This is a genomic window from Bradyrhizobium sp. PRIMUS42 (genome assembly GCF_023006515.1).
GTDB lineage: Bacteria > Pseudomonadota > Alphaproteobacteria > Rhizobiales > Xanthobacteraceae > Bradyrhizobium.
Genome location: NZ_JALBGZ010001684.1, coordinates 1 through 218, shown reverse-complemented (window position 1 = coordinate 218; position 218 = coordinate 1). Strand labels below are relative to the sequence as shown.

Sequence of the window (218 nt, the reverse complement as noted above, 5' to 3'; positions counted from 1 at the left end):
GATATCCTCTTGCCAGAGCTTATTAATCGTCTCATTCCGGCAACTCTCGATCCTGTTCTTGAGGCGCGCGATATCCTCGCCGATCTGATCGATCATTGTCAGTTGCTCGGCGAACGGCAGCAACCGAGGATCGGGAGCGGCATGGATCTTCCGCACCGCTGCGGTGCAGGCGGCGATGATAGCGGCATCGATCTTGTCGTTCTTGGCCCGCTGTAAAT

General features: G+C 56.4%; 1 protein-coding gene. It reads left to right on the top strand.

All coding sequences use genetic code 11. The features are described from left to right. Nucleotides 1-216, top strand: a 216-nt coding sequence (locus tag MOV75_RS43040) for a hypothetical protein (RefSeq protein ID WP_247008799.1), incomplete at its 5' end; no start/stop codon positions are given. Between the last annotated feature and the right edge of the window lie 2 nt (nt 217-218).